Below are 23,709 nucleotides of genomic sequence, written 5' to 3'. Positions count from 1 at the left end.
CCGTCCGGGCAGCGTGATGCTGGGACGGGTGTGAAAGTGTGGGATGAAAAAGGGTGCCCGTCAGGCGGTGTCGTCGCGGCGCAGACGCTGCAGGGCCCGGACGGCGAGGAAGAGGCCGAGGCCCACGGCCGCGCCGATGCCGCCGGCGATCAACCAGCCGGGGACCCCGGCTGCCTGACCGGAATCCGACGCGGCGCCGGCCTCAGAGGACGGCGCGGTCGCTCCAGCGGCGGGTTCGGTGCCCGGCGCGAGTCCGGGCGCCGGAATGGTGCCCGCCTTCGCGTTCGTTCCGACCAGGAACGAATAGCTGCCGCTGATGGGGTGGCCGTCGCTGGAGACGACCCTCCAGCGGACCTGGTACTCCCCCTCCGGAAGGTCCGGTGCGAGGGGCTGGGCCAGGGTCTCCCGTGCGAGCACGGGCTTGCCCTGGGCCCAGTTCTTCGAGGCCGCATCGACGACGCGGATCTCGTAGCCCAGGTCCATGAGGGCCGCGCTGAACGTGACGGACACCTGGGTGGGTGCTGCCGACAGGCGTTTGCCGTCGGACGGGGTGGACGAAACCAGTTGGTCGTGCGCCGAGGCCTTCGGTGCGCCCGCCAGGAGAACGGCGAAGCACAGCACCAGAACGGCCGTCAGCACGGAGGCACGACGCCCCGGGTTCCGCCATGCAAGGAATGGCAAAGAACTCATGACTGCTTCCTGCCCTGCGGGACACAGGGGCCCGGCAGGGCGGCTGAGAAGTGTGGCGCGGAGATCCCGCGCAGGTCTCACGGCACCGGCGCGCGACGCGGACCGGTGGCCGGGGTGACTAGAACGACTCAGACAGCAGCGGCGGGCCGCGATGCCGCATCACCAGCAGGGGCACGCCGAGATTGCGCAGCGGCGCGACGCGCCGGTCCAGCGGCATGGTCAGCGATCCGGGCACGACGACGAGCGGCGCCACCCGGGGAATGACAGGAAGGAGGCGCATCCGCAGAGCGGCGAGAAGCCTCAGGAGGGTCACCTCGCCATGGCGCAGCACGGCGATGGTGAAGACCGCGGCGACCACGTGGCCCAGCCACATGAGCGGTGAGGAGTGATCCATGAGCGCCATGGACCCGTCCGTGGCGACCGTGCCGGGAGCCGGCGCCATCGACCGGGCGACGTGGCCGGCGTGACCCATCCGGGCCATGTCGTGCGCCATCGTGGCAGCGGGCCCGGCAGTCGTACCGGCGGTCATCCCGGCGGGCGCCATGCTGAACAGGCCGTGGAACAGCGCCTGGCTGAACAGGACGCCGGCGGAGAGACGCCAGAGGGAAAGGGGCTTTCCGGCGTGGAGCGCCTTCCCGGTGAGCAGGCCTTTCCCTGCCAGCAGTATGCACACCAGCCCGGACAGGACCAGCGAGAGCACCAGGACTGCGGCCGCGGGAACGGCTCCGCCCGCGAGGACATGCGAGAAGGCGGCGATCGACGTCGCGGCGGTGGCTGCGATCCAGCCCCGCGCGAAACGCGCTCCGCGTGCCGTCATCGTCCTTCCCCTTCGTCCTGGAAGGGCGCACCGCCCGTCCAGCCCCGATTATCCACGAATTTCTACGAGCTGTCGAAGTGTCGGGAGGGTCCGGCGGCTCCCCTCGCCGACACGGCGCGGGACGAACGATCCATGTCAGAAATCTGAACAGCTGGTCAACTTTAAGCGCAGAAAGCCTTGACCGCGCCACAAGTACAGGGTGAGACTTTTCTCACACTTGTTCAGTTTTCTCGTTGAGGCATACCGGAGGTTCCCATGCAGAGCACGACCACCGAGGCCAAGGCCCCGGACTCCCTCGCACCCGGGAGACTGGGCACGGTCGACATCGTCTTCTTCGTCGTGTCCGCGGCGGCTCCTCTCACGGTGGCCGTGAGTGCGGCGCCCCTGTCGTTCTTCCTGGGCGGGATCGGAGCGCCGGGCGCCATGCTCGCGAGCGGCGCGGTCCTGATCCTCTTCGCCATCGGCTTCACGGCCATGTCCCGGTTCGTCCGCAACACGGGCGCCTTCTACGCCTACGCGGCCGCCGGGCTGGGCAAGCCGGTGGGCATCGGCGTCGCCTTCGTCACCGTGATGGCGTACGCGTTCCTCCTCATCGGCTTCTACGCCCTGCTCGGATTTTTCGCGGACCTGACGTTCGGGAACCTGTTCGGCATCCATCTGCACTGGGGCGTCTGGTCGGCGCTCTCGGTGCTCCTGATCGGGCTGCTCGGCTACCGGCGCATCGACGTCGGGGCGAAGGTCCTCGCGGTGCTGCTCACAGCGGAGGTCCTCATCCTCCTCATCGTCTCGATCGCGGCGATCGTGGAGAACGGCGGACACATCGCCGACGCCACGGCCGCCTCCTTCAATCCCGTCAACATCTTCTTCGTCCCGGGCGCCAGCGTCCTGTTCGTCTTCGGTTTCGGGGCGTTCCTCGGTTTCGAGGGGACCGTCATCTACGCGGAGGAGGCGAAGCAGGCCGACCGCACGGTCCCCCGCGCGACCTACCTGGCCATCGCGTTCCTCGCCGTCTTCTACGCCTTCACGTTCTGGGCCCTCACCGTCGCCTTCGGGGCGGACGGCGTGCTGGCGCTCGCCAACTCGGACAAGCTCGAGGAGATGATGTTCATCGCCGGCGAGCAGTCGCTGGGAGCGTGGGCCGGCGTCGTGCTCCAGATCCTGGTCATCACCAGCTTCTTCGCCTGCGCGCTCGCCTTCCATAACGCCTGTGCGCGGTACGTGTTCTCCCTCGGCCGCGAGCGCCTACTGCCGACGGTGTTCTCCCGCACGCACCACCGGATGCGGTCGCCGCATGTCGCGAGCCTGGCGCTGACGGGCCTCAGCCTGGTGGTCATGATCGCCGGGGCGCTCTCCGGCACGGACCCCTATCTCGGGCTGAGTCTGTGGACGTATGCCGTGGGCGTGGCGGGTCTGGTCTTCGCCCAGGGCGTGGCCGCGGTCTCGGTGATCGGCTTCTTTCGGAAGGACCGCCGGGGCCATGGGATGTGGCGTGTGGTGATCGCACCGGTGCTCGGCGCTCTGGGACTCATCGCCGCGTTCGCCATCATCGTCTCGCACTTCGATATCGTGTCCGGCATGACCGGCCCTGTGAATCTCCTGCTGATCGGCGTCGTGCCGCTCGTCTTCGTGGGCGGCGTGATCGCCGGCCTCGTGATGCAGCGGCGCTCCCCCGAACGCTACGCCGCCCTCAATTCCTCCGTGGTGGTCACGGCACCGGACGAGCGCGCCGCCGCGTCCGAGCCGGCAGCGGCCGAGGAGCCGGTGGCATGAGGGCCAAGAGCAGACAGCGCCGCCAGGACCTCATCGCGGCCGCCAGCAGCGTGATCGCCGAACACGGCATCGCCAACGCCAGCGTGCGCGCGGTCGCCGAGCGCGCCGAGGTCAGCACGGGCAGCGTCCTGTACCACTTCGAGAGTTTCGACCAACTGGTCATGGAGGCCGTGAAGGGCGTCATCGACGAGTTCAGCGAACAGCGACGGCGGCTGATCGACGGCGTCGCCGACCCGGTCGAAAGGCTCCGCCTCATGATCGAGGCGGGGATCCCCGAACACATCAGCGACGAACTGCGGATCGTGTACCAAGTGGTGTCCGCGGCACAGGACAACCCGCACTACCGGCGCAATCTGGCGCTCGTGGTGGAACGGCAGGTCGCCCTGTACGAGATCGTGCTCGAAGTCGGCACGGCCCTCGGAGCGTTCCGGCCCCGCATGGAGATCCACGCGATCGCGGAGAACCTGGTGGCCCTCGAGGACGCCTACGACCTCTACCTCATCGACCCCGACGACTGGCAGCGTGACCGCTATCTGCGGAACACCCTCCTCTTCGCCGAGCTCGCCCTGGACTGCACGCTCATCACGCCTGGCCCGTCCGCATCCGCATCTTCACCATCACCCACCTCCGAGGAGCAGCAGTGACCGCACCCCTTTCCGATCCGAGCACGAGCCGCCCCTCCGGGACCGCTCCGCTCGGCGCCGCGCCGCGGGCCCGGGATCTCGGCGTCCCGTTCGACGGCGAACCCGGGCCGTGGAACGCGATCACCGATGTGCCGGGCCTGGAGGTCGGCTACGTGACGCTGATCGACAACGGGCCCGTGGTGGCCCGCACCGGCGTCACCGCGATCCTGCCGCGGGGCAAGGCGGCCGCCGGGTCGCCCTGCGCGGCCGGCCTCGCCGTCCTGAACGGCAACGGGGAACTGACCGGGAGCACCTGGATCGAGGAATCCGGACAGTTCCAGACGCCCATCGCGCTCACCAACTCCCATGCGGTGGGAGCCGTGCACCGCGGGGTCGATCGGTGGATGGCTGAGCATCACCCCGCGGTCGCGGCGCAGTGGATGCTGCCCGTGGTCGGCGAGACCTGGGACGGCTACCTGAACTCGATCAATGCGGACACCGTCCGTCCCGAGCACGCCGCGGCCGCCCTCGACGACGCCCGCACCGGGCCGATCGCCGAAGGCAATGTGGGCGGCGGGACCGGCATGAACTGCTACGGCTTCAAGGGCGGGACGGGCACAGCCTCCCGGGTGGTCCGTTCGGGCGGCGACTCCTGGACCGTGGGCGTGCTCCTGCAGGCCAACTTCGGCTCCCGGAAGGAACTGCGCGTGGCCGGGCGACGGCTCGGGAGGGACTCCCAGGCCCCCGATCCCATGACGACCACCGATTGGTTCGAGCGCGACACCGCGTCCCCGGCCCACGCGGTGGCCGGTGCCGGGAGCGTGATCGTGATCGTGGCCACGGACGCGCCGATGCTCCCGGACCAGTGCCGCGCGCTCGCCCGCCGGGTGAGCCTGGGACTGGCACGCACGGGCACCACGGGAAGCCACTTCTCCGGCGACATCTTCCTCGCCTTCTCCACGGCGAACGAGGGCGGCCTCGGCTCGCGCATGGGCGCGGGCGGCGTGGTGGTCGAACAGCTCTCCCATGTGGCCTGGGGCAGCATGGACCCCTTCTACGAGGCTGTGGTCGAGGCCACCGAGGAGGCCGTCCTCAACGCCCTCGTCGCGGCCCGGGACATGGTCGGCCGCGAGGGCCACAGGAGCCATGCGCTCCCCCACGAGGAGGTCCGCGCGGCGTTCGCGTCGTGACCGTGCCGACCACGGCTCTCTGAACGACGACGGCGGTGGGCCGGGCGCGCTGCCCGGCCCACCGCCGTCGTCGTGGTGCGGGAGCCGTGCCCGCCGCCGCGCTACTCGAACGTGAGCTTCGGGGGCGCCTGGCGGAATCCCTTCGTGCGGACGGCCAGGAAGATCACGCCCACCACCATCCAGCACACGCCCACCGTGAAGGACGTCGGCGCGAGGGAGGTCCACAGCCAGATCGTCAGGGCGAAGCCGATGAGCGGCAGGACCAGGTGGATCAGCAGATCCCGCGGGGTGCGGCCCTTACGGTCCCAGATGAAGTACTTCACCACGGACAGGTTGACCATCGAGAAGGCGAACAGCGCGCCGAAACTGATCATCGTGGCCGCGATCTCCAGCGAGAGGACCAGGGAGAGCAGCGACACCACGGAGACCGAGACGGCGGCGAGCACGGGGGTGCCGAAGCGCGGGTGCAGCTTGCCGAAGGCGCGGGGCAGGAGCCCGTCGCGGCCCATGGCGTAGATGATGCGGCTGACGCTCACCTGGCTGGTCATGGCGGAGCCGATGCAGCCCGCCACGAACACCGCGATGAAGATGGCGCTCAGCACGGGGCCGCCGACCTTCTCGATCAGTTCGATACCCGCGGTGTCCAGGGAGCCGAAGGCGTGCCAGTCCGGGAAGACGAGGCCGCCGGCCCAGGCGACGGCGATGAAGATGACCCCGCCCAGCACCGTGGTGATGACGATGGCGCGCGGGATGTTCCGCTGCGCGTCCCGGGCGTCTTCGGAGAGGGTGGAGACGGCGTCGAATCCGAGGAAGGACAGGGCCAGCACGGCCGCTCCGGCGAAGATCGGGCCCACACCGCCGGAACCGGTCTCGAACGGGGCGAGCACCGAGGGCGCGGGGTTGCCGGAGAGGTACGAGACGGCCAGGGCGATGAACACCACGATGATCGCCACGGCCATCGCCACGATCACTCCGCTGAACTTGCCCACGAACTTCACGCCCAGCGCGATGAACGCCAGCACGACGACCACGCTCACCAGCGAGAACACCCAGCCCGGCACGGCGGGGAACGCCGAGTTCAGGTAGAGGCCCACGAGCAGGAAGTTGATCATCGGCAGGAACAGATAGTCCAGCATGAGGGTCCAGCCGGTCACGAAGCCGAGATGGCCGCCGAACGTCTGGGTCGTGTAGGAGTAGGCGCTGCCCGCGGCCGGGATGACCCCGGAGATGCGGGCGTAACTGAGGGCGGTGAAGAACATGGTCGCCAGGGCGACCACATAGGCGGCGGCCAGGTGACCGTCGGTGATCTGGGTGACGGTGCCGAACGTCGTGAACACGGTCACGGGGGCCATGTAGCTCAGGCCGAACATGACCAGGGCGGCCAGGCCGAGGACGCGGCGGAGCTGACGGGGACGGTCGCCGGGAACCAGGCCGGCCTGCGCCGGGGGTTCGAGAGGGGTGGATGCCATGGGGAGGTCTTTCTGTCGGGGAGGCACGCGGGGTCTGCTCGGCGTGCGGCTCAGCGCGCGGCGGGGAGCAGCGCGGTGTGGGTGCGGCGTCCGGCCAGCCAGGTGCCTTTCACCTGGATGTCCTGGATCTCTTCCTGGGCCACGTCCCGGGGGTCGTGGGAGAGCAGCACCAGGTCGGCGCTCAGGCCGGGGCGCAGCGAACCCCAGCGGTCTTCGGCGAACGCCTGATGGGCGACGCCCGAGGTGTACGCGGCGAGGGCGGCGTCGACGTCGACGCGTTCGGCAGGCAGCCAGCCGCCCGCCGGCAGGTGGTCGGGGGTCTGGCGGGTGACCGCCGTCGCGAGTCCGGGCACCGGCTCGTGGCAGGTGACGGGCCAGTCGCTGCCGAAGGACACCGCGACGCCCCGCTCCACGAGGCTGCCGATGGGGTACTGGCGTTCGGAGCGCGGGCTGCCGAGGCGCGGGATGGTGAGGAGGTTCATGACGTCGTCCTCGCGGGCCCAGAGCGGTTCGAAGTTGGCCACGACCCCCAGCTCCGCGAAGCGCGGGACGTCCTCGGGGTCGATGACCTGCAGGTGCGCCAGCACGGGACGGCGGTCGCGGGGGCCGTTGCGCCGCGTCGTCTCCTCGATGCCGTCCAGTGCCATGCGGATGGCGCCGTCTCCGATCGCGTGGATGTGGGCCTGGAAACCGAGACGGTCGACGGCGGCGAGCGCGTCGTTCAGCTCGTCCTGGCTCCAGTTGGGCAGTCCCGTGTCCTCCGGGGAGTCCGCGTAGGGGCTCAGCATGCAGGCGGTGTGGCTTTCGATGATCCCGTCGGCGAAGAACTTGATGGTCTGCGCGGTCAGCAGATCGGACCCGACCGCCTGGACGGCCTCGCGCGCCGCGACGAAGGTGTCCAGGTTCTCCCGCCACCGGCCGGGCTCGGCGAGGAACGCGAGGTTGAGGCGGGTGTTGAGGCGGCCCTGCCGCGCGGTCTCAAGGTACACGTCCAGGTGCTCCAGGGCGGCCCAGGCGTCCTGCACCCAGGTGATCCCGGAGGCGGCGAGCGTCCACGTGGCGCTTTCCAGGGCGGACACGCGCCGGCTCAGCGAGTATCCCGGCGCGACGCGCTCCACGAGTTCCAGCGCACCGTACTCCTGCAGGGTCCCGAGGGGGCTGCCGTCCTCGCGGCGGACGATCCGGCCACGGTCCGGGTCCGGGGTCCCGGCATCGATCCCGGCCGCACGGAGCGCCGCCGAGTTGACCCACAGCGTGTGGTAATCCCAGGCCTTGAGCACCACGGGACGGTCCGGCACCGCCTCGTCGAGCCAGGCGGCGTCGAAGAGGCCGCCCGGGGCGAGCGTGGCGTCGTAGCTCGCGCCGAGGATCCATTCCTGGTCCGGGTTCTCCTCCGCATACGCGGCGACGGCGGCCACGATCTCCTCGACGGACCCGCACGAACGGATCTGGGGGCCGAGGTCCTCCATGCCGCCGAAGAGCGGATGCGCGTGGCCGTCCGCGAACGCGGGACCCAGGAAGGCGCCGTCCAGGTCCACGACGTGGTCAGCCTGGCCGAGCAGCGCCTCCGCCTCCGGACCGACGGCCTCGATGACGCCGTCGCGGACCGCGAGGGCGGTGACGTCCCCCTGTGCTGTGCTCCCGCCCTGTCCGGGGATGCGGGGATCGGCCGCGACCACGCCGCCGTGGAAGACTGTCAGGACCATTCGAACTCCAAATATTTAATGGGATTAAATAATTGTGGATCACAGTAGTCTGTGATGTACGCAACACGCAAGAGGGGACAGTCATGATGTCAACCGCGCCACGACGGGCGGGACGGCCGAAAAGAAGTGTGCTGGACCGGGACCTGATCGTCCGGACCGCCTTTGACGTGCTCCGACGCACCGGGCCCGAGGACTTCACCATGGCCGCGCTGGCCGGCGAGCTCGGCGTCAAGACCCCGGCGCTGTATCACCATGTGGGCAATAAGACCGAGGTCCTCAGCTCCATGCGCGAACTCATCACATCCGGGATCGACCACTCCGGCTTCGGAACCCTCCCCTGGCTCGACGCCACGCGCCGCTGGGCCCGCTCCTACCGCACCGCCTTCGCCGCCCATCCGCACGCGATCGCCCTCCTGGCCACCACCCCCGTCACCGGAGCCAACCCCACCCTGAGCATGTACGAGGCCGTCACCCGGGGCTTCCTCGACGAAGGATGGCCCGAGGAACTCGTGGTCAGCGCGATCGTGTCCCTGGAGAGCTTCATCCTCGGCTCGGCCCTGGACGCCGTGGCGCCTGCCGACATCTTCGACACCGGGGACTTCGCCGAGCAGGTCCCCGTCTTCACGCAGGCCCTCGCCGTCCGGGAACGGGTTCTCGGACGGAAGGACGACGCCTCCTATGCGACGGCCGTGGCCGACCAGGCGTTCGACCTCGGCCTGGACGCCTTCCTCGCCGGGCTCTCCAGCTCGCTCGACCGCCTCCGCAACAGACCCGGAGAGGCGCCGGCCGCCCGGTAGAATGAGCCGGATGGCACTCGCCATCCACCCCGATCTTCGCGTCCCCGAGCCATGCCCGGTGGAACGCAACGCGCCCGCAGAAGGAGGAGCCGTGCCCTCATCGCACCGACTCCTCCGGCGTCCCGGCCACGGTGCGGCACCGGCCGCCGCGGCACGGACCCGGCGTCCCGCGCCGTTCCACCTGCTGCGGACCGGCCTGCTGAGCACCGGCATCCTCACGCTCGCGGCAGGAGCCCACACGCTGGCCGGCAGCGCCCTTCCCGCACCGCCGATCCTCGCAGCCCTGCTCGCGCTGACCCTCCTGGCCTCGGTCCTGGCGACCAAGATCCGCCTCGGACTCCCGGCCATGACCGCCGTGCTCGGCGCGGGCCAGGTGCTGCTCCACGAGGCGTTCACGGGCCTGGCCGGCTCGGGAGTGCCGCCGATCGCCCTGCCGACCGCCCATCAGCACGACGACGGCGCCGCCCTGGCCGGCGCGCTGCAGCATCTGACTCCATCGCTCGGACACTCCGCGGCGCATGGCCCCCTGGCGCACGACCCGGGGATGCTCTTCGCTCACGTCGTGGCCACCCTCCTGACGGCACTCCTGCTGGCCCGGGGTGAGGCCGCCCTCTGGGCCCTCGCCGCGTGGCTGCGGCCGCTCTTCCGGATCGCGAAGACCCCGGTCCTCCCGGTCGCCGGGCGGGCACTCAGGGCTCCCTTCGTGCCCGAGCCGCCGCGGCTTCCGTGGCGGACCCTCCGCCGTGACAGGCTCCGCGGGCCGCCGCGCGTCGTCGTCCTCTGACGACCGCCAGCATGCCCTTACCGGTATATACGCCGGAGAACACATTTTTGGCGCGCCCTCGAGTGCGCCGCGAAAGGCCACCATGTCACGCATCCTGAAGTCCACTCTGTCCGTCGCCGGCGCCGCAGCCCTCCTCCTGGGAAGCGCCGCCGCCGCGAGCGCCCACGTCGGGGTCACGCCGGACAAGACCGGAGCCGGCTCCTACGCCCTCCTGACCTTCGGCATCCCCCACGGCTGCGACACCCAGCCCACCACGAAGGTCACCATCAGCCTTCCGAAGGAACTGGACGACGCCACCCCCACGGTGAACCCGAACTGGACCATCCAGAAGGTCACCGAGAAGCTCCCCGAGCCCAAGAAGCTCGAGACCGGCAACTCGATCACCACGCGCACCAAGGCGATCGTCTACACGGCCAAGACCCCGCTCGATCCGCACCAGCGCGACGCCCTGGTCCTGTCCGTGAAGGTCCCCAGCACCCCGGACACCACGCTCTACTTCCCCACCCTCCAGGAGTGCAGCACGGGCTCGACCAATTGGAACCAGATCCCGGCCGCCGGCCAGGACGAGGAGTCCGTGAAGTCCCCCGCCCCGTCCTTCAAGGTCACCGCCGCCTCCGCGCCCGGTGAGCACGGCGGCCACGGCGCCGCGACCCCCGAGGCCGCCGCTCCGGCCTCCTCCACGAGCGACGACGGCGCCTCCGCCGCCCGCTCCTGGGTGGGCCTGGGTGCCGGCGTCGCGGGCCTCGTGCTGGGCGGCGTGGCGCTCGTCCGCACGCGGCGCGCGGCCGCGAAGTAGACGCCCCCGGAAGGGTTTCTGAGGCCTCGCCGGCCCGGGCGCCGGTCCACCGCATCAGCCGGTGGGCCCGCCCCGGGCCGGCCGTGGCCTTTTTGTTTCCCCAGCTCAGGCGTCACAGGACTAGGGTGGGTTCCATGAGCACTCCGAGGAAGTTCCTGACGTCACGAACCCTCCCTCTCGGGGCCGCAGCGACGGTCCTCGTGCTGGGGATGGCCGCCTGCAGCACCCCGGGAAGCGGCAGCAGCCCCTCCCCGTCCAGCGACTCGCCGTCGCCCGCCATGACGACGCCTGAACCGAGCGCCACCACGCCGTCCAGCTCGCCGTCGGCCACGGCCACCCCGCCGCCCGCCACCACCACTCCGCCCGTCGCGGCGCCCAAGCCCTGCACGGCCTCCTCGCTCGCCGCGTCCCTGAACACGGCAGGCGGTGGCGCGGCGGGCAGCGTCTACGGCGTTCTGACGCTGAAGAACACCGGTGGCGTCACGTGCACCGTGACCGGATTCCCCAAGGTCGAGCTGGTGCCGGGCACGGCCGCTCCCGCGATCGGCGCTCCGGCCGAGCAGGACGCGTCCGTGCCGGCGACCACCGTCACCCTCGCCCCCGGCCAGGCCGCGGGCGCTCAGCTGCGGTACAGCCAGGCAGGCCTGCACCCGGACTGCGTCCACGTGGCGGCGCACCAGTACCGTGTTTACGCGCCTGGTTCGAGCGATCCGCTGTTCATCCCGGTCACGGTGGACGGCTGCTCCAACGCGGCGGTGAAGCTTCTCACCGTCCAGGCGCTCAAGGCCGCCTGAACCGCACAGCCTATTCCCACGACGCCACCTGTCCGGACCGCCGCCCAGCGGCCCGGGGAGGCGGCGTGCAATTCCTGTCAGACCCCTACGGCAAGATGGTCCCATGTCAGACGAAGCCCTGAAGGACGCCACCGGGAAGGCCCCCGCGGAGGTCCTGTCGCGCTTCGGGCAGGCCACCCGGCAGTGGTTCCTGGGGGCGTTCGCCGCCCCGACCCGGGTGCAGGAGGAGGCTTGGCACGCCATCTCCCAGGGTCACCATGCTCTGGTGGTCGCGCCCACCGGTTCCGGCAAGACCCTCGCAGCGTTCCTGTGGGCCCTGGACCGGCTGATCCACGGTCCGCTCTCAGGCGACGAGGACACGACTGCGCCCGCGCCTCCGCTGGAGGACACCTTGGACATCCCGGACCTGACGGCTCCGGTTCTGTCAGCGCCGGCGCTGTCAGCGACGAGGAAGCCGGCCGCGAAAGGGAAGGCCAAGTCCCGCACCAAAGTCCTCTACATCTCCCCGCTCAAGGCGCTCGGCGTGGATGTGGAACGCAACCTCCGCGCCCCGCTGATCGGCATCACTCAGACGGCCAAGGGCCTCGGTCTGCCCGCGCCGAACGTGAGTGTGGGCGTCCGCTCCGGTGACACCCCCGCCAATGAACGGCGCAAGCTGCTGAGCCATCCGCCGGACATCCTCATCACCACCCCCGAATCCCTCTTCCTCATGCTGACCTCCAGCGCGCGGGAGACGCTCACGGGCGTGGACACCGTCATCCTGGACGAGGTCCACGCGGTGGCCGGCACCAAGCGCGGGGCCCATCTGGCGGTGTCGCTCGAACGGCTCGATGCCCTGCTGGACCGGCCCGCCCAGCGGATCGGCCTGTCCGCCACCGTGGAGCCCCGGGACCTCGTGGCGCGGTTCCTCGGCGGGGAATCCCCCGTATCCGTGGTGGCCCCTCCGGCGTCGAAGACGTGGGAGCTGACCGTGAGCGTGCCGGTGGAGGACATGTCGGACCTCCCGGCGGCGGCCTCGGCGCACGACCTCGGGCCGGCGTCGGGACTCCAGCCGCAGGCTTCGATCTGGCCCCATGTCGAAGAGAAGATCGTGGATCACGTGCTGGCCCGCCGGTCCACGATCGTCTTCGCGAACTCCCGGCGTCTCGCCGAACGGCTCACCGCGCGGCTCAATGAGATCTATGCGGAGCGCCAGGTCGAAAGCGCCTGGGTGGACGGCGCAAACGAGGACGGGCTCGACGGCGGGCTGCCGGACGACGGCCTGCCCCGCCCGGCGGCGGAAGCGGTCGCGGCCGCCGTCGAACGTCTGCGGGACGGCGAGAATCCACGAAACGGGGCGCCTGCGTCGACCGCGACACCGGCCCACATGATGGCCCAGTCCGGACAGACCTCCGGAGCCGAACCGATCCTGGCCCGCGCGCACCACGGCTCGGTGTCGAAGGAGCAGCGGGCGCAGATCGAGGACGATCTGAAATCCGGACGGCTCCGCTGCGTCGTGGCGACGTCCAGCCTGGAACTCGGCATCGACATGGGCGCCGTGGACCTGGTGATCCAGGTCGAGTCGCCGCCGTCGGTCGCGAGCGCCCTTCAACGCGTCGGCCGTGCGGGGCACCAGGTAGGCGAGGTGAGCCAGGGCGTCCTGTTCCCCAAACACCGCGCCGATCTGGTGCACACCGCCGTGACCGTGGAACGCATGACCGCGGGCAAGATCGAGCGGCTCAGCATCCCTCAGAATCCCCTGGACATCCTGGCCCAGCAGACGGTCGCGGCGACCGCGCTGGGGCCGATCGACGTCGAGCAGTGGTTCTCGGTCGTCCGCCGCTCCGCGCCCTTCTCGGCGCTGCCCCGCGGGGCCTTCAACGCGACGCTGGATCTGCTCGCCGGCCGGTACCCGAGCGATGAGTTCTCCGAGCTCAGGCCCCGCATCATCTGGGACCGGAACGCCGGGACCATCGAGGGCCGGCCCGGCGCCCAGCGTCTGGCCGTGGTGTCCGGCGGGACCATCCCGGACCGCGGCCTGTTCGGCGTCTACCTGGTGGGCGAAGAGGATTCGAAGTCCAGCAAACGCGTCGGCGAGCTGGACGAGGAGATGGTCTACGAGTCCCGCGTGGGGGACGTCTTCGCGCTCGGCGCCACGAGCTGGCGGATCGAGGACATCACCTTCGACCGCGTCCTCGTCACGCCGGCCTTCGGACAGCCGGGCAAGCTCCCGTTCTGGAAGGGCGACTCCCTGGGCCGCCCCCTGGAGCTGGGGCAGGCGCTCGGCGAATTCATCCGTGAGGTGTCCGGCGCGGACGAATCGGCCGCCGTCGCGCGCTGCGAAGGCATCGGTCTGGACTCCTACGCCGCGGGCAATCTCGTGGCCTATCTGACCGAACAGCAGCAGTCCACCACGGTGGTGCCGAATGATCGCGCACTTCTCGTGGAGCGCTTCCATGACGAACTGGGCGATTGGCGCGTGGTCCTGCACAGCCCGTTCGGCATGCCCGTCCACGCGCCGTGGGCCCTGGCCGTGGGCCGCCGGCTGCAGGAGCGGTACGGGCTGGACGGCTCGGTCATGGCCGCCGACGACGGCATCGTGCTGCGGGTGCCCCTCATGGAGGACGAGCCGCCGGGGGCGGAGCTGTTCCTCTTCGAACCCGAGGAACTCGAACGGATCGTCACGGAGGAGGTGGGCGGCAGCGCCCTCTTCGCCTCGCGGTTCCGGGAGTGCGCCGCGCGGGCGCTCCTGCTCCCGCGGCAGACACCCGGCAAGCGCCAGCCCCTCTGGCAGCAGCGCCAGCGCGCCGCGCAACTGCTGGACGTGGCGAAGAAGTACCCGCAGTTCCCCATCGTCCTGGAAACCGTGCGGGAGTGCCTGCAGGACGTCTACGACCTGCCTGCCCTCCAGGACGTGGCCGGGCGCATCGAACGCCGCGAGATCCAGATCTCCGAGACCACCACCTCGCAGCCGTCCCCGTTCGCCCGCAGCCTGCTCTTCGGCTACGTGGCACAGTTCCTGTACGAAGGCGACTCCCCGCTCGCGGAGCGCCGGGCCGCGGCCCTGTCCCTGGACTCCGGTCTGCTGAATGAGCTTCTGGGGCGCGTCGAACTGCGCGAACTGCTCGACCCGGCCGTGGTCGAACAGACCGGGCTGGAACTGCAGCGGCTCCTGCCGGACCGCCGCCTGAGGGGCGTCGAGGGGACGGCCGATCTGCTCCGCCTCGTCGGCCCGCTCACCGTGCCGGAGATCGCGGAACGTCTGCAGGATCCGCAGGACGCCGGGGAGCATGCGCGGCAGCTGGTCGCGGCGGGCCGGGCGCTCCGATTCAGCCTCCGGGGCCGGGAACATCTGGCCGCGGTGGAGGACTCCGCCCGGCTGCGTGACGGCCTCGGCGTGCCGCTCCCGATGGGTGTCCCCCTCGCCTTCCTCGAACCGGTGGCCGATCCGCTCGGCGACCTGGTGGGCCGCTACGCGCGCACGCACGGACCCTTCACGACGGCGGAGCTCGCCACGCACCTCGGCCTCGGCACCGCCGTGGTGCTCTCCGTCCTGAAACGGCTGTCCGCGGACGGCCGCGTGGTGGAGGGCGAATTCCGGCCGCATCCCGAACTGGTCTCCGGGCCCGGGGCGGCACCCGATGCAGTGCCCTCGGACGACGTGGCACCCGCAGCCGATGCCACGGATGTCAGCCGCCACGAGGCGTTCCCGGACCCGAGCCTTCCCGGCGGCGCGTCCACCGGCGAGACGGCCCGCCTGGTCGGTGGGCAGGAGTGGTGTGACGCCGAGGTGCTCCGGAGGCTCCGCCGTCGTTCGCTCGCCGCCTTGCGCGCCGAAGTGGAACCGGTGGACGCCCAGGCGTTCGGCCGGTTCCTCCCGTCCTGGCAGCACGTCGGCACGTCCCGCAGCCCCGCGGCCCTCCGGGGTCTCGACGGCGTCCTGACCGTGGTGGACCAGCTCGCCGGAGTCCCCATCCCGGCCTCCGCCTGGGAGACCCTGGTGCTCCCTGCCCGCATCCGCGACTACGCCCCCACCCTCCTGGACGAGCTCATGGCGAGTGGCGAAGTGCTCTGGACCGGCACCGCGTCGCTGCCCGGCAACGACGGCTGGATCAGCCTGCACCTCGCGGAATCCGCGGCGCTGACCGTGAATCCTGCGCTCGAGTTCGACCCGACAGCACCCCAGGAACGCCTCCTCGAACACCTGGCCGGCGGTGGCGCTTACTTCTTCCGTCCCCTCAAGGAGAGCGCGGGAGGCCTCGATGCCGTGCTCACGGATGAGGAGATGATCGCCGAGCTCTGGGGTCTGGTGTGGGCCGGTCGCGTCACCGGTGACACGTTCGCCCCCGTCCGCGCGCTCCTCGCGGGAGGCGGGACCGCGCACAAGCAGGCGCCCCGGCCGTCCCGTGCCCGGCCTCTCCGCCGCTCGCGCCTCGGCGGGGCGGGCGGATTCCCCGGCGCCGGACTGGACGGCCCCGGCATGGCGACGGTGCCTCCCCTCGGCGCGGGACGCTGGTCCGCGGTCATGCCGCAGCCGCTCGATCCCACGGTCCGCGCCCACGCACTGGCGGAGCTGCTGCTGGACCGCTACGGCGTCCTGACCCGCGGTTCCGTCGTCTCCGAACAGGTGCCCGGCGGATTCGCCCTTCTCTACCGCATCCTGAGCAAACTCGAGGAGGGCGGCCGGACCCGCAGGGGCTACTTCATCGAGAAGCTCGGGGCCGCCCAGTTCTCCGTCCCCGCCACGGTGGACCGGCTGCGGTCGTTCTCCGAGGACGGCACCATCCTGGCCGCGGAGGACCGTCCCCACACCGCGGTGACACTCGCCGCCACGGACCCGGCCAACCCCTACGGCGCGGCCCTGCCCTGGCCGACGCTCGACGGCGCGGCCAGCGGGCACCGCCCCGGACGGAAGGCCGGCGCCCTCGTGGTCCTCGTGGACGGGCGCCTGATCCTGTACGTCGAGCGGGGCGGGAAGACCCTCCTCAGCTTCACGGAGGAGGAAGCACTGCTGACCGAGGCCGCGTCTTCGCTGGTCACGACGGTCCGGCGCGGGGCGGTGGACCGGCTCGCGATGGAGAAGGTCAACGGCCGGGACCTCCTGGACACCCCGCTGGCCGCCGCCTTCCTCGCGGCGGGTGCGTACTCGACGCCCCGGGGAGTGAGGATCCGTGCCTGAGGGGGATTCCGTCTGGCGCGCCGCGTCCCTGCTGGATGCCTTCCTGCGCGGCACCACGCTGCTCGCGAGCGATTTCCGCGTGCCCCGCTTCGCCACGCTGGACCTGAGCGGGTGGCACACCGACGAGGTCGTGGCCCGCGGCAAACACCTCCTGCACCGGCTCTCCCCGCCGGAAGGTGCCGCCCGTGAGGGTCTGACGATCCACTCGCACCTCAAGATGGAGGGTGCGTGGCAGTGTTACGGACCGGGCGAGCGCTGGCGGAAACCCGGCCACACCGCCAGGGTGGTCCTGCGCACCGAGCGGGGCTCCGCGGTCGGGTTCTCCCTCGGCATCCTCGAAGTGCTGAAGACGTCCGCCGAGTCGAGCGCCGTGGGTCATCTCGGTCCCGATCTGCTGGGACCGGACTGGGACCCCGCGACGGCGGAGGAGAACCTCCGGGCCGACCCCGCCCGGCCGCTGGGCCTCGCTCTGCTGGACCAACGGGTGATGGCGGGCGTCGGGAACATCTACCGGAACGAGCTCTGCTTCCTGGCGGGCCTCCACCCCGCGGCGCCCGTGCAGGCTCTCCTGGACCGCGAGGGAGCGCCGGACGGCATGCTGGATCTGAGCGGCGTCGTGGCGGAGGCCCATCGGCTCCTGGACATGAACCGCGACACCCCCGCCCGGCAGACTACGTCGCTGCCCCAGGGGATCCGGCCGGCCGGCGGAGGCTCCTGGCCCCGGTACCACGTGTACGGGCGGACCCGACAACCCTGTCTGCGGTGCCGGACGCCCATCCGGGAAGCCTCGCTCGGCGAGCCCGGCACCTGGACCGGGGCCGAGGCCGGAGGTGTGTCCGCCCGCCGGACAGGCGGCCCGTCCCGGGGACCTGCACGCGTGACACAGGACCGTGTCATCTACTTCTGCCCGCGGTGCCAGCCGGTCCCGCCCGATCCCACACCCCGGAGGACCCCATGACCAGCCTGGAAGACCGTCTCGAATCCATCTTCTCGGCACGCGACCGCGAGAACATGCGGCCCACCATCGATGCGTTCCTCGAGGTCCTCGCCGAGCATCCCGACCACCCCGAGGTGCTCTATCAGGTGGGCGGCGCCTACGACACCGATGGCCAGGAGTCGGTCGCCGAAGGGTACTACCAGCGGGCCATGGACGCCGGGCTCGACGGCGAGAGCCTCCGCAAGTGCTACCTCCAGTACGGGAGCACCCTCCGGAATCTGGGCGAACTGGAGCGGTCCGCCGAGATGTTCCGTGCGGGCCGCGAGCGGTTCCCGTCATCGCTCTCGCTGGGTGTCTTCGAGCTGCTGACCCTGCATGCCCAGGGCCGTGATCATGCGGCGCTGTCCTCGGCACTGACGCTCTTCGCGGACCACGTCGATTCCCCGGAACTCAGCCGGTACGAGGCGGCGCTCCGCGGCAACGCCGAGTACCTGGCCGGTCTCGACCGTCAGACCAGCTGAGCTCCCGGCGGGGGCCATTGTGGGCACAGGGCCGGATGTCCACAAGGACGGTCACGTGGCGACAGGCGACCACAGATCTCGCTAGGCTCGGATCAGCATTGAACGACCCACAGCTCAACCCACAGCACCGGAGGTGTTTCATGGCCGCAGCCGTCCACGAAGTCAAGGCAGTCGTCGTCCGGGAGAAGGGTGCTCCCGCGAGCATCGAGACCATCCTGGTGCCGGACCCGGGTCCCGGGGAGGCGCTCGTCGACGTCCTGAGCTGCGGCGTCTGCCACACGGACCTGCACTACAAGCTCGGCGGCATCGGAGACGACTACCCGTACCTCCTGGGTCACGAGTCCACGGCCGTCGTGAGCGCCGTCGGCCCGGATGTCACCGATCTGAAGCCGGGTGACCGTGTCATCCTCAACTGGCGTGCCGTCTGCGGCACGTGCCGTGCCTGTGCCAAGGGCCAGCCGCAGTACTGTTTCGCCACGCACAACGCCACCCAGAAGATGACCCTTCAGGACGGCACCCCGCTCTCACCGGCCCTCGGAATCGGCTCGTTCGCGGAAAAGACCCTGGTCGCCGCCGGTCAGTGCACCAAGATCGATGATGATGTGGACCCCGCCGCCGTCGGCCTCCTCGGCTGCGGCATCATGGCCGGAATCGGCGCCGCCATGAACACCGGCGAGGTCAAGCGCGGGGAATCGGTGGCCGTGATCGGCTGCGGCGGCGTGGGCATCGCCGCCATCGCGGGCGCGAAGCTGGCCGGCGCGACGACGATCATCGCCGTCGACCTGGATCCCGCCAAGGTGGAGCTCGCGAAGACGCTGGGCGCCACGCACGGCATCGTCTCCGGTGACACGGACCCCGTCGAGGGCATCCGTGAGCTGACCGGGGGCTTCGGCGCCGACGTCGTGATCGACGCGGTCGGCCGTCCTGAGACGTACAAGCAGGCCTTCTACGCCCGTGACCTGGCTGGGCGCGTGGTGCTGGTCGGCGTCCCCACCCCGGAGATGACCCTCGACCTGCCGCTGCTCGATGTGTTCGGCCGCGGTGGCTCCCTCAAGTCCTCCTGGTACGGCGACTGCCTGCCCAGCCGAGACTTCCCCATGCTCGTGGATCAGTACCGGCTGGGCCGCCTGCCGCTCGACGCCTTCGTGACCGAGCGCATCGGCCTGGGCGATGTCGAAGCCGCCTTCGACAAGATGCACCGCGGCGAAGTGCTGCGTTCGGTGGTGGAGCTGTGACCGCCCGCATCGACCACCTGGTCACGTCCGGAACCTTCTCCCTGGACGGCGGCACCTGGGACGTGGACAACAACGTCTGGATCGTGGGGGACGACGCCGAGGTGCTGGTCATCGATCCCGCGCACGACGCCGCGGCGGTCGCCGCCGCCGTGGCGGGCCGGAACGTCCAGGCCGTCCTGCTCACCCACGGCCACGACGACCACATCCGGCATGCCCGCGAGTTCGCCGACCTGGTGAACGCACCGGTGCTCCTGAACCCGGAGGATCAGATGCTCTGGGAAGCCGTGTACCCGGGAACGGCCCCGGACGCGGAGATCGCGGACGGGCAGCGGTTCAAGGTCGGCGGCACTGAACTCGTCGCCCTGCACACCCCGGGGCACTCGCCTGGGTCCGTGAGCTTCCACGCACCCGGGCTCGGCGCGGTCTTCACCGGGGACACGCTGTTCTCCGGTGGCCCCGGAGCCACGGGCCGGTCCTACAGCGACTTCCCGACCATCATCGAATCGATCCAGGAGCGCCTCCTGTCGCTCCCTGCCGAGACGGTGGTCCACACCGGCCACGGCGATTCGACCAGCATCGGAGCCGAAGCTCCGCATCTGCAGGAATGGATCGCCCGGGGCCACTGACCCCCGTACCCCCGTCGACTGCTCCGGAGGATGCCGTTCCAGGCCCGAAGGGGACGTCTGCCCGAAAGGGACTCCTACGGAGCAGTCGACGGGAAGCGCTCGACGGCGGCTGCTTCCACGGCCTCTCCGGCGTCCAGGGGCCGCGTTCGGTCCACCGGCCGTGCTGCTTCCGCAGGCACCGACGCTGCAGCCTCCACCGGCACTGCCACGGCCTCGGCTACGGGTGCTTCATCGGTCTCCACGGATGTGCGGCGCACGCCCGGGATGGCGAAGACCGGCATGAGCCACTGCACCAGGGGCCCGATGCCGAAGGCGTACGCGACCGTTCCCACACCGAGGACGCCGCCCAGGGCCCAGCCGATGGCCACGACCGTCACCTCGATCAGCGTGCGGCACCGCCAGAGCGGCCATCCCGTGCGCCGCGCCAGACCGGTCATGAGGCCATCCCGGGCACCGGGGCCGAAGTTCGCACTGATGTAGCACGCCGTGGCCACAGCGTTGAGGACGAGGGCCCCGAGCAGGAAGACCAGCTGCCAGATCAGCCCGTCCGCTTGGGGGATGAACGGCATCGACAAGTCCACGAACAACCCCACCAGGACGGCATTGGCGAGGGTTCCCCAGCCCGGCTTCTGTCGCAGGGGGATCCAGAGCAGCAGGATCAGGAAGCTCAGCACGATGATCACCACACCCGTGCTGATGCCGGTCAAGTGTGAAACCCCGCGGTGCAGGACATCCCAGGGTGCGGTGCCCAGTCCGGCGCGGACGAAGAGGGCGATGGAGAAGCCGTACAAGGCCAGTCCGGCAATGAGCTGAGAAATCCTTCGGAACATCATGGCTCCACTCTCCCAGGAACTGGCTATGAAAAACATAGCCACTTTGGAATACTGGCTTCATGCATCAGGCCACATCCAGCACCGTCTTCGTCAGGCTGCTCGGCGAGTGGCGCCGCGGCTCGTCACCGGCGTACCGCGAGCTGGCCGACGTCGTCCGCCTTCTCATCATGGACGGCAGGCTTCCGCTCGACTCCCCGCTGCCCAGCGAACGCACGCTCGCGCTGTCCCTCGGCGTCAGCCGGACCACCGTCACCGCCGCCTACAACGCGCTGCGGGAAGAGGGATTCCTCTCGGCTGGGCAGGGCACGCGCGCCCGAACCTCGATCCCGAGCCGCACCGGCGAGGAGGATCCCTGGGCGGCCCGCACGGACTATGCGCCGGGGCTCCGCGCACCGCACGGCGTGGTCGACTTCGCGTACGCCTGCCTCCCGGCGAACGGCGCGGCCGTCCACCAGGCCTACACCGCGGCGCTCAGCGAACTCCCCGCGCTCCTTCCCGGTTTCGGCTACGACTCGTACGGCCTGCCCGAGCTCCGGGAGGCGATCGCCGCGAAATTCACCGCCGAAGGGCTGCCCACCACCGTGGACCAGGTCATGGTCACCGGCGGGGCACAGCAGGCCATGGCCCTCGCTCTGGCGGCATTCGTCGCCCCGGGCAGCCGCGTCCTTGTGGAACACCCCAGCTACCCTCATGCGCTGGACGCGATCGGCGCCCGCCAGTGCAAAGCCATCCCACTCGCGTTCCCCCTCGCGGAGGGCTGGGACGTCGACGGCTTCGAGGCGGCCCTGGCACGGCACCGGCCGGCCGCCGCGTACCTCATCCCGGATTTCCAGAACCCCACCGGCCGGCTCATGCCCGCCGAACAGCGACGCCGGGTGGCCCGGGCCGCCGCGGCGTCGGGCACCGTGCTGATCGCCGATGAGACGCTGCGGGACATCGACTTCGACGGCATCGCTCCCCCGCACCTGGGGTCCTACGCTCCCGGCGTCGTCACGATCGGCTCCCTCAGCAAGACTCACTGGGGTGGCCTGCGTATCGGCTGGGCCCGGTCCTCGGCCGAGAACATCCAGCGGATGGCCCGGGCCAGGACCCCTCTGGATCTCGGCGGACCCGTGGCCGAACAACTGGCGGGTCGGCACATCCTGCAGCACGACCTGCCGGGCCTCGGACCCCGATTGACCGAACTGCGGGCCCAGCGGGACGTGCTGCTCGCGCTCCTGGAGGAACACCTGCCCGAATGGCGGACCGAAATCCCCGACGGCGGACTGTCCGTGTGGTGCCGGCTCCCGCGGCAGGGCGCCCACGGCGAGGCCGTGAGCAGCGCGGCGCTCACCCTCCTGGCGGCCCAGCGCGGGGTGCGCCTGGCCGCGGGGCCGCGGTTCGGCGTCGGCGGGGCGTTCGAGCACTTCCTCCGGCTGCCGTTCACACTGCCGGCGAACGATCTCGAACGCGGCGTCCTGGCCCTCAAGGAAGCCCAGGCTCAGCTGCTCCGCACCCCCGGGCTCCGCCGTCGACTGCCGGATCCGCCCGCCGTCGCGATCGCCTGACCCCGCCCCCACATCGACTGCTCCATACGATGCCGTTTCCCACCGATTCGGGCCCGGAATGACATCCTAGGGAGCAGTCGATCGGGGGGCGCCGCGCTGGATCCGCTCGCGGGCGGTCCCGGTCCCCCGCCCCACCGGAACGTGCTGCGCTGCGGCGGCCAGGCCGAACCGGGGCATGTCGCTGTAGACGGTCTCGAAATCACCCGGACGGACCCGGTATGTCTCATGCCAGACTCCGACATCGCCGCTTCCCGCCAGTTCCTTCATGAAGCGGCGCCACGGTTCGAGGTGGGGTGCCTCCCGGTCCGCCGCGAAGCGATTGAGATGCTCCGGACTCTCCCAGTAGCTGAGGATGATCGTGGTCCGCCCGAACCAGGTGTGGAACCCGAGCATGCCGGCTTCGGGGGTGCGCGCCAGATGTGCGAGCATCTTCGGCATGGCGGACGTGACCTGCGCGATGCGGCCCAGTTTCCACCACCGATTCGCTCTCATCCCGATGAGGAACACCGTCACCTCATCGCGCGAGCCGACGTCCCGCCCAGTCTGAACGCTCTGCCCGGCCGGATCCTTCAGGGCCGCCGTGTACCGACCCGGGAAAACTGTGGAACTCATGGTGCCTCCGTTTGGTAACACTGTTACAAAACAAGGTTATGAAACAATGTCAGACATGGCAAGACCCGTGATTCATGACGATCAGCTCCGGCGCACCCTTCTGGACACCACGGCCGCCCTGGTCGCCGACCGCGGCCCGGCCGGGGTGACGCTCCGCGACCTCGCCGCAGCCGCGGGCACCTCGACCACCGCGATCTACTCATTGTTCGGCGGCAAGGCGCAGCTTCTGCAGGCTGTCGTGAACCACGGCTTCGCCTCCTTCGGCGCCGCACAGGAAGCGGCCGCCGACGGCGGTCTCCGCGCCCTGGGCATCGCCTACCGCCAGTGGGCGCTGGACCACCCCGCCCTCTACCGGCTCATGTTCGGCGGCCTCCTGAATCTCAAAGAAGGCCAGCAGGACCCACCCGAGCCGGAATCCGAGATCACCTTGCAGCCCTTGCTCTCCGCCATCCGGGCAGGTCAGGACCGGGGAACCCTGCGCGACGCTTCGCCTCAGGAGGTAGCCGCCGTCATCTGGGCCCAGGTCCACGGGATGGTCAGCCTCGAGATGGCCGGCCTCGGATCACCCACCGCCGACCGGGACGCCCAGTATCTGGCCGCGCTCGACGCGATCGAACGCGCCTGGGCGGCCTGACGCCCCCTCGTCGCCCGCCCCGCCCCCCCGGGCCATCCGGCCCCACCCCGAGACTGCCCACCGCCCCGACCCACCCCCACAAAGATCGACTGCTCCAGAGGATGCGTTTCCACGCCGGAATCGGCGGAAAACGACATCCTCTGGAGCAGTCGATCTGGAGATACGGGGCA

20 protein-coding genes are annotated in these 23,709 nt (G+C 70.6%); 14 read left to right on the top strand and 6 right to left on the bottom strand.

What is annotated here, in order from left to right:
• Nucleotides 1-60 precede the first annotated feature (60 nt).
• Both P9849_RS02620 and P9849_RS02615 read right to left on the bottom strand, forming a co-directional pair.
• Nucleotides 61-690, bottom strand: coding sequence for a copper resistance CopC family protein (locus P9849_RS02620; RefSeq protein WP_278268172.1), 630 nt, complete (start codon nt 688-690; stop codon nt 61-63).
• A 118-nt stretch (nt 691-808) separates the two neighbouring features.
• On the bottom strand, nt 809-1,507 hold the full coding sequence (locus P9849_RS02615) for a hypothetical protein (RefSeq protein ID WP_278268171.1): 699 nt from the start codon (nt 1,505-1,507) through the stop codon (nt 809-811).
• 255 nt (nt 1,508-1,762) lie between these two features.
• Here P9849_RS02615 and P9849_RS02610 point away from each other — a divergent pair, with 255 nt between their 5' ends.
• The 3 genes from P9849_RS02610 to P9849_RS02600 are packed head-to-tail and all read left to right on the top strand — an operon-like array spanning nt 1,763 to nt 5,090.
• Complete coding sequence (locus P9849_RS02610) at nt 1,763-3,277, top strand: APC family permease (RefSeq protein ID WP_278268170.1); 1,515 nt, start codon at nt 1,763-1,765, stop codon at nt 3,275-3,277.
• Nucleotides 3,274-3,921 (top strand): TetR/AcrR family transcriptional regulator, encoded by a 648-nt coding sequence (locus P9849_RS02605; RefSeq protein ID WP_278268169.1) that lies wholly within the window; start codon nt 3,274-3,276, stop codon nt 3,919-3,921. Before P9849_RS02610 ends, P9849_RS02605 begins: the two co-directional genes overlap by 4 nt.
• Nucleotides 3,918-5,090: a P1 family peptidase gene (locus tag P9849_RS02600; protein WP_278268168.1), complete on the top strand. Its 1,173-nt coding sequence runs from the start codon at nt 3,918-3,920 to the stop codon at nt 5,088-5,090. Before P9849_RS02605 ends, P9849_RS02600 begins: the two co-directional genes overlap by 4 nt.
• Nucleotides 5,091-5,191: 101 nt before the next feature.
• On the opposite strand, the gene P9849_RS02595 is transcribed toward P9849_RS02600, so the two are convergent.
• Together P9849_RS02595 and P9849_RS02590 are read right to left on the bottom strand one after the other, a co-directional pair.
• Entirely contained in the window at nt 5,192-6,559 is a 1,368-nt protein-coding gene (locus P9849_RS02595) for an APC family permease (protein WP_066214860.1), read from the bottom strand.
• Between the two features lie 50 nt (nt 6,560-6,609).
• Nucleotides 6,610-8,265: an amidohydrolase gene (locus P9849_RS02590; protein ID WP_278268167.1), complete on the bottom strand. Its 1,656-nt coding sequence runs from the start codon at nt 8,263-8,265 to the stop codon at nt 6,610-6,612.
• Nucleotides 8,266-8,393: 128 nt separating this feature from the next.
• Here P9849_RS02590 and P9849_RS02585 point away from each other — a divergent pair, with 128 nt between their 5' ends.
• The 9 genes from P9849_RS02585 to P9849_RS02545 all read left to right on the top strand — a co-directional run bounded on the left by P9849_RS02585 (nt 8,394) and on the right by P9849_RS02545 (nt 19,913).
• Nucleotides 8,394-9,062 carry a TetR/AcrR family transcriptional regulator C-terminal domain-containing protein gene (locus tag P9849_RS02585; RefSeq protein ID WP_278268166.1) on the top strand — a complete coding sequence of 223 codons (669 nt, stop codon included), beginning with the start codon at nt 8,394-8,396 and terminating at the stop codon, nt 9,060-9,062.
• 91 nt (nt 9,063-9,153) lie between these two features.
• Entirely contained in the window at nt 9,154-9,846 is a 693-nt protein-coding gene (locus tag P9849_RS02580) for a hypothetical protein (RefSeq protein ID WP_278268165.1), read from the top strand.
• A gap of 82 nt (nt 9,847-9,928) precedes the next feature.
• Nucleotides 9,929-10,642, top strand: coding sequence for a YcnI family protein (locus tag P9849_RS02575; protein WP_278268164.1), 714 nt, complete (start codon nt 9,929-9,931; stop codon nt 10,640-10,642).
• A gap of 134 nt (nt 10,643-10,776) precedes the next feature.
• The gene (locus tag P9849_RS02570; protein ID WP_278268163.1) at nt 10,777-11,436 is read left to right on the top strand and encodes a DUF4232 domain-containing protein; all 660 of its coding nucleotides are present in this window, start codon (nt 10,777-10,779) and stop codon (nt 11,434-11,436) included.
• Nucleotides 11,437-11,539: 103 nt separating this feature from the next.
• The gene (locus P9849_RS02565) at nt 11,540-16,594 is read left to right on the top strand and encodes a crosslink repair DNA glycosylase YcaQ family protein (protein WP_278268162.1); all 5,055 of its coding nucleotides are present in this window, start codon (nt 11,540-11,542) and stop codon (nt 16,592-16,594) included.
• On the top strand, nt 16,587-17,552 hold the full coding sequence (locus P9849_RS02560; protein ID WP_278268161.1) for a DNA-formamidopyrimidine glycosylase family protein: 966 nt from the start codon (nt 16,587-16,589) through the stop codon (nt 17,550-17,552). Before P9849_RS02565 ends, P9849_RS02560 begins: the two co-directional genes overlap by 8 nt.
• On the top strand, nt 17,549-18,052 hold the full coding sequence (locus P9849_RS02555; RefSeq protein ID WP_278268160.1) for a tetratricopeptide repeat protein: 504 nt from the start codon (nt 17,549-17,551) through the stop codon (nt 18,050-18,052). Before P9849_RS02560 ends, P9849_RS02555 begins: the two co-directional genes overlap by 4 nt.
• Nucleotides 18,053-18,192: 140 nt before the next feature.
• Nucleotides 18,193-19,287: an S-(hydroxymethyl)mycothiol dehydrogenase gene (locus P9849_RS02550; RefSeq protein WP_066214847.1), complete on the top strand. Its 1,095-nt coding sequence runs from the start codon at nt 18,193-18,195 to the stop codon at nt 19,285-19,287.
• The gene (locus P9849_RS02545) at nt 19,284-19,913 is read left to right on the top strand and encodes an MBL fold metallo-hydrolase (RefSeq protein ID WP_278268159.1); all 630 of its coding nucleotides are present in this window, start codon (nt 19,284-19,286) and stop codon (nt 19,911-19,913) included. The genes P9849_RS02550 and P9849_RS02545 overlap by 4 nt, the downstream gene beginning before the upstream one ends.
• Before the next feature lie 74 nt (nt 19,914-19,987).
• On the opposite strand, the gene P9849_RS02540 is transcribed toward P9849_RS02545, so the two are convergent.
• Nucleotides 19,988-20,746, bottom strand: coding sequence for a hypothetical protein (locus P9849_RS02540; protein ID WP_278268158.1), 759 nt, complete (start codon nt 20,744-20,746; stop codon nt 19,988-19,990).
• A gap of 59 nt (nt 20,747-20,805) precedes the next feature.
• Here P9849_RS02540 and P9849_RS02535 point away from each other — a divergent pair, with 59 nt between their 5' ends.
• On the top strand, nt 20,806-22,293 hold the full coding sequence (locus P9849_RS02535; protein WP_278268157.1) for a PLP-dependent aminotransferase family protein: 1,488 nt from the start codon (nt 20,806-20,808) through the stop codon (nt 22,291-22,293).
• A gap of 66 nt (nt 22,294-22,359) precedes the next feature.
• Here the strand turns inward: P9849_RS02535 and P9849_RS02530 are convergent, their stop codons facing one another.
• Entirely contained in the window at nt 22,360-22,905 is a 546-nt protein-coding gene (locus P9849_RS02530; protein WP_278268156.1) for a DUF4188 domain-containing protein, read from the bottom strand.
• Nucleotides 22,906-22,960: 55 nt separating this feature from the next.
• On the opposite strand from P9849_RS02530, the gene P9849_RS02525 reads away from it, so the two are divergent.
• Nucleotides 22,961-23,539 (top strand): TetR/AcrR family transcriptional regulator, encoded by a 579-nt coding sequence (locus tag P9849_RS02525; RefSeq protein WP_278268155.1) that lies wholly within the window; start codon nt 22,961-22,963, stop codon nt 23,537-23,539.
• Nucleotides 23,540-23,709 lie beyond the last annotated feature (170 nt).

It is taken from the genome of Arthrobacter sp. Y-9 (assembly GCF_029690065.1).
Lineage (GTDB): Bacteria > Actinomycetota > Actinomycetes > Actinomycetales > Micrococcaceae > Arthrobacter_E.
The sequence above is the reverse complement of the archived record's forward strand: the minus strand, read 5'-3'. Positions and strand labels throughout refer to the sequence as shown.

What these genes read in the sequence shown, in the direction of transcription:
- P9849_RS02535 (WP_278268157.1), top strand. Translation starts at nt 20,806, where the DNA reads ATGCATCAGGCCACATCCAGCACCGTCTTCGTCAGGCTGCTCGGCGAG.
- P9849_RS02530 (WP_278268156.1), bottom strand. Translation starts at nt 22,905, where the DNA reads ATGAGTTCCACAGTTTTCCCGGGTCGGTACACGGCGGCCCTGAAGGAT.
- P9849_RS02570 (WP_278268163.1), top strand. Translation starts at nt 10,777, where the DNA reads ATGAGCACTCCGAGGAAGTTCCTGACGTCACGAACCCTCCCTCTCGGG.
- P9849_RS02550 (WP_066214847.1), top strand. Translation starts at nt 18,193, where the DNA reads ATGGCCGCAGCCGTCCACGAAGTCAAGGCAGTCGTCGTCCGGGAGAAG.
- P9849_RS02605 (WP_278268169.1), top strand. Translation starts at nt 3,274, where the DNA reads ATGAGGGCCAAGAGCAGACAGCGCCGCCAGGACCTCATCGCGGCCGCC.
- P9849_RS02620 (WP_278268172.1), bottom strand. Translation starts at nt 690, where the DNA reads ATGAGTTCTTTGCCATTCCTTGCATGGCGGAACCCGGGGCGTCGTGCC.
- P9849_RS02615 (WP_278268171.1), bottom strand. Translation starts at nt 1,507, where the DNA reads ATGACGGCACGCGGAGCGCGTTTCGCGCGGGGCTGGATCGCAGCCACC.
- P9849_RS02525 (WP_278268155.1), top strand. Translation starts at nt 22,961, where the DNA reads ATGGCAAGACCCGTGATTCATGACGATCAGCTCCGGCGCACCCTTCTG.
- P9849_RS02575 (WP_278268164.1), top strand. Translation starts at nt 9,929, where the DNA reads ATGTCACGCATCCTGAAGTCCACTCTGTCCGTCGCCGGCGCCGCAGCC.
- P9849_RS02595 (WP_066214860.1), bottom strand. Translation starts at nt 6,559, where the DNA reads ATGGCATCCACCCCTCTCGAACCCCCGGCGCAGGCCGGCCTGGTTCCC.
- P9849_RS02610 (WP_278268170.1), top strand. Translation starts at nt 1,763, where the DNA reads ATGCAGAGCACGACCACCGAGGCCAAGGCCCCGGACTCCCTCGCACCC.
- P9849_RS02540 (WP_278268158.1), bottom strand. Translation starts at nt 20,746, where the DNA reads ATGATGTTCCGAAGGATTTCTCAGCTCATTGCCGGACTGGCCTTGTAC.
- P9849_RS02565 (WP_278268162.1), top strand. Translation starts at nt 11,540, where the DNA reads ATGTCAGACGAAGCCCTGAAGGACGCCACCGGGAAGGCCCCCGCGGAG.
- P9849_RS02590 (WP_278268167.1), bottom strand. Translation starts at nt 8,265, where the DNA reads ATGGTCCTGACAGTCTTCCACGGCGGCGTGGTCGCGGCCGATCCCCGC.
- P9849_RS02555 (WP_278268160.1), top strand. Translation starts at nt 17,549, where the DNA reads ATGACCAGCCTGGAAGACCGTCTCGAATCCATCTTCTCGGCACGCGAC.